This is a genomic window from Thermococcus sp., from assembly GCF_027063845.1.
Classification (GTDB): Archaea; Methanobacteriota_B; Thermococci; order Thermococcales; family Thermococcaceae; genus Thermococcus.
Window position 1 is genome coordinate 1 of the sequence record NZ_JAMOQU010000088.1, and the last position, 4,163, is coordinate 4,163.

The following is a 4,163-nucleotide window of genomic DNA, read 5'->3' on the forward strand; positions in this document are numbered from 1 at the left end:
GCTTACTTCACCCGCTCAGAGGTTGAGCAGATGCTCATGTTCGCCGGCGTTGACGTTGAGGAGCTTCCCGAACCTGACAAGGTCGAGAACGGCGTCGAGCTCTGGAGTGGAAAGACGATATTCTCGCTCCTCCTCCCAGACGACCTCACTATCTGGTACCGCAACAAGCTCTGCGATGAGCCCGAGCGCTGTGAGGCCCTTGAGAAGCTCATCGAGGAGAAGCTCGTCCCCGACCCTGAGGAGGTCAGGGCTTTAGCGTACGACGGCTTCGTCTACATCCAGAACGGAAAGCTCCTCAGCGGTGCGATAGACAAAAAGGCCTACGGTAGGGAGGACGGAAAGCTCCTCGACCTCATAGTGAGGGAGTACGGCGTCGAGAGGGCCAGGCAGTTCCTTGACCAGGTTACCAAGCTGACGATATGGGTTATAACCCACAAGGGGTTCACCACCGCTATAGACGATGAAGACCTCCCGCAGGAGGCCCTTGACCGGATTAGGGAAATCATTCGTGACGCCGAGGAGAGGGTTAACAGGCTCATCGAAGCCTACAAGCGCGGTGAGCTTGAACCGCTCCCGGGCAAGACCCTTGAGGAGACCCTTGAGAGCAAGATAATGGCCGTCTTGGCGGAGGCGCGTGACAACGCCGGTAAGGTTGCCGAGCGCTACCTCGGTATGAGCAACCACGCGGTTATAATGGCCAAGACAGGAGCGAGGGGTAAGATACTCAACATCACCCAGATGGCGGCGATGCTTGGTCAGCAGTCCATCCGTGGAAAGCGCCTCTACCGTGGCTACCGCGGAAGGGTTCTCACCCACTTCAAGCCCGGAGACCTTGGAGCTAGAGCCAGGGGATTCGTCGTCAACTCCTACAAGAGCGGTCTCACGCCGCAGGAGTACTTCTTCCACGCTATGGGTGGACGTGAGGGACTGGTCGACACGGCCGTCAGGACTGCCCAGAGCGGTTACATGCAGAGAAGGTTAATCAACGCCCTCCAGGACCTCAAGGTCGACTACGACGGAACGGTGAGAGACCCGACCGGAATCATCGTCCAGTTCCGCTATGGAGAGGACGGTGTTGACCCGATGAAGAGCTGGGGAGGCAAGACCGTTGACGTTGACAGGATTATAATCAGAACCCTGTTGAAGACCCGTGCCAAGGGGTGATGCTCATGGTCTCCGAGAGAACCATAAAGAACCTCGTCGAGAAGGCCGACCTTCCGGCGAGCGTTAAGGAGGAGCTCTACGAGAAGCTCGTGAAGTACAACGAGAAGTACGACCTCAAGAAGGCCGAGGTTGAGGCAATCATTGAGGAAACAGTCAAGGAGTATCAGAACGCTCTCGTTGAGCCAGGGGAAGCGATAGGAACCGTCGCGGCGCAGTCAATAGGCGAGCCCTCAACCCAGATGACCCTCAACACCTTCCACTACGCTGGTGTCGCCGAAATCAACGTCACCCTCGGTCTGCCTAGAATCATCGAGATTGTTGATGCCAGAAAGAACCCGTCAACGCCAATCATGACCGTCTATCTCGACGAGAAGCACCGCTATGACCGCGAGAAGGCCCTCGAGGTTGCGAGGCGCATCGAGGGAACGACCCTTGAGAACCTCGCGAGGGAGGAGACGATAGACATCCTCAACTTTGAGTTCATCGTCGAGATTGACCCCGAGAGGCTTGAGAAGGCTGGCCTTGACATGGAGAGGGTCAAGAGGAAGCTTGAGAGCTCATTCAAGAGCGCCGAATTCGAGGTTGAGGGATACACGCTCATAGTGAGGCCCAAGAAGGTAACGAAGCTCTCAGACCTGAGAAAGCTTGCCGAAAAGGTTAAAAAGCACCGCCTTAAGGGTCTCTCGGGCGTCGGAAAGACCATCATAAGGAAGGAAGGCGACGAGTACGTGATATACACCGAGGGTTCGAACTTCAAGCAGGTCCTCAAGGTTCCGGGCGTTGACCCGACGAGAACGAGAACCAACAACATCCACGAGATTGCGGAAGTGCTTGGCATTGAGGCCGCGAGGAATGCAATCATCGAGGAAATCGTTAACACGATGCGCGAGCAGGGTCTTGAGGTTGACGTCAGGCACATCATGCTCGTCGCCGACATAATGACCCTCGACGGCGTCATCCTGCCGATAGGCAGGCACGGTGTCGTCGGGGAGAAGGCGAGCGTCTTGGCGAGGGCGGCCTTCGAGATTACAACGCAGCACCTGTTCGAGGCCGCCGAGAGGGGAGAGACAGACCCGCTCAACGGTGTCGTTGAGAACGTCCTCATCGGCCAGCCCGTTCCCGTGGGTACGGGAATCGTCAAGCTGGCAATGAATCTCCCCCTGAGACCGAAAAGGGAGTAGGGAGGTGTAGTTAATGGTTGACTTCGCCTTTGAGCTTAGGAAGGCCCAGGACACGGGTAAGATAGTTATGGGAGCCAAGAAGAGCATCCACTACGCCAAGGTCGGCGGGGCAAAGATGATTATAGTCGCGAAGAACGCGAGGCCGGACATCAAGGAGGACATCTACTACTACGCCAAGCTCAGCGGAATCCCGGTTTACGAGTTCGAGGGAACCAGCGTCGAGCTCGGAACCCTTCTCGGAAGGCCCCACACCGTCTCGGCCCTCGCGATAATTGACCCGGGCGAGAGCAGGATACTCGCCCTTGCCGGGGGTAAGGAGTGATGCCGCTCAAGCTCAACACCGACCAGATAAAGTACATAGCGCTCTTCGAGAGCATGACCGGAGCAACAGTGCTCGACTGCTTCATCGACACCAACAGGAACAGGCTCATCTACGTCATTAAAAAGGGTGAGATGGGATTGGCACTTGGAAAGAAAGGCGCGAACGTCAAGCGCGTTCAGAACATGCTCGGCAAGGACATCGAGCTCATAGAGCACTCCGAGAACCCAGAGGAGTTCCTGAGGAACATTTATAAGAGCCTCGGGGTTAAGGTTAAAAAGGTTCATATCACCGAGAAGAAGGATGGTAAGAAGGTCGCCCTCCTCGACATCGGCCCGCGCGACAAGCCTCGCGCAATCGGAAGGGGCGGCCAGAACATAAACCTCGTGAAAGAGTTGATGGAGAGACACCACGGCATTCACGACGTGATTATAATTTGAGGTGATGTTCATGCCCGGAAAGAAGGCTCCGTATGGTGAATTTGCCGGTAGAAAGCTCAAGCTCAAGAGGAAGAAGTTCCGCTGGAGCGACATCCGCTACAAGAGGAGAGTCCTCAGGCTCAAGGAGAAGAGCGACCCGCTCGAGGGTGCTCCGCAGGCCAGGGGAATAGTTCTTGAGAAGATAGCCGTCGAGGCTAAGCAGCCTAACTCGGGAATGCGTAAGGCAGTTCGTGTTCAGCTCATCAAGAACGGTAAGGTCGTCACCGCCTTCACCCCCGGTGACGGAGCTATAAACCACATAGACGAGCACGACGAGGTCATCATCGAGGGAATCGGCGGTCCTAAGGGCGGTTCGATGGGTGATATCCCCGGAATCCGCTACAAGGTCGTCAAGGTCAACAGGGTCTCACTGAAGGAGCTCGTCAAGGGAAGGAAGGAGAAGCCGAGGAGGTGAAGGAGAATGGCCAAGCCGCTCAACGAGCGCTTTTTCATCCCAAAGGAGCTTAAGGTCATGGGACGCTGGAGCGTTGAGGACGTCGTCGTCAACGACCCCTCGCTGAGGCCCTACATAAACCTTGACGCGAGAATCCTCCCGCACAGCCACGGCAGGCACGCCAAGAAGCCCTTCGGCAAGGCCAACGTTCACATCGTTGAGAGGCTCATCAACAAGGTTATGAGGAGCGGTGCCAGCCACTACAAGGCCAGCGGTCACTTCATGAGGCGCGAGCACCGCTCGATAATGAGCAAGAAGATGAAGGCCTACGAGGTCGTCAAGGAGGCCTTCATGATTATCGAGCGCAGAACCAAGCAGAACCCGATTCAGGTCCTCATAAGGGCCATTGAGAACTCTGCCCCGAGGGAGGACACGACCACTATAGCCTTCGGTGGAATCCGCTACCACATGGCCGTCGACGTTTCCCCGCTCAGGAGGCTCGACATCGCTTTGAAGAACATCGCCCTCGGTGCGAGCATAAAGTGCTACCGCAACAAGACCACCTACGCCCAGGCCCTCGCCGAGGAAATCATTGCCGCCGCCAACAAGGACCCGAAGAGCTTCGC

Annotated in this window: 5 protein-coding genes and 1 pseudogene; all 6 read left to right on the forward strand. The window is 56.5% G+C overall.

Translation table 11 applies throughout. The annotated features are described in order from the left end of the window. Positions 1-1,164: pseudogene (locus tag MVO87_RS06500) on the forward strand (DNA-directed RNA polymerase subunit A'); the annotation flags it as partial. 5 nt (positions 1,165-1,169) lie between these two features. Further along, positions 1,170-2,345, forward strand: coding sequence for a DNA-directed RNA polymerase subunit A'' (rpoA2, locus tag MVO87_RS06505; RefSeq protein WP_297512421.1), 1,176 nt, complete (start codon positions 1,170-1,172; stop codon positions 2,343-2,345). A 13-nt stretch (positions 2,346-2,358) separates the two neighbouring features. Further along, positions 2,359-2,667: a 50S ribosomal protein L30e gene (locus MVO87_RS06510; protein WP_297512381.1), complete on the forward strand. Its 309-nt coding sequence runs from the start codon at positions 2,359-2,361 to the stop codon at positions 2,665-2,667. After that, on the forward strand, positions 2,667-3,104 hold the full coding sequence (locus MVO87_RS06515; RefSeq protein WP_297512424.1) for a NusA-like transcription termination signal-binding factor: 438 nt from the start codon (positions 2,667-2,669) through the stop codon (positions 3,102-3,104). The genes MVO87_RS06510 and MVO87_RS06515 overlap by 1 nt, the downstream gene beginning before the upstream one ends. Before the next feature lie 10 nt (positions 3,105-3,114). Beyond that, entirely contained in the window at positions 3,115-3,558 is a 444-nt protein-coding gene (locus MVO87_RS06520; protein ID WP_042688992.1) for a 30S ribosomal protein S12, read from the forward strand. A 6-nt stretch (positions 3,559-3,564) separates the two neighbouring features. Continuing rightward, positions 3,565-4,163: 30S ribosomal protein S7 (rpsG, locus tag MVO87_RS06525; RefSeq protein ID WP_297552628.1), on the forward strand; the 599-nt coding region annotated here is incomplete at its 3' end.

Bases quoted from the DNA above. Each gene is read 5' to 3' on its own strand.
- rpoA2 (WP_297512421.1), top strand. From the start codon at position 1,170: ATGGTCTCCGAGAGAACCATAAAGAACCTCGTCGAGAAGGCCGACCTT.
- MVO87_RS06510 (WP_297512381.1), top strand. From the start codon at position 2,359: ATGGTTGACTTCGCCTTTGAGCTTAGGAAGGCCCAGGACACGGGTAAG.
- MVO87_RS06515 (WP_297512424.1), top strand. From the start codon at position 2,667: ATGCCGCTCAAGCTCAACACCGACCAGATAAAGTACATAGCGCTCTTC.
- MVO87_RS06520 (WP_042688992.1), top strand. From the start codon at position 3,115: ATGCCCGGAAAGAAGGCTCCGTATGGTGAATTTGCCGGTAGAAAGCTC.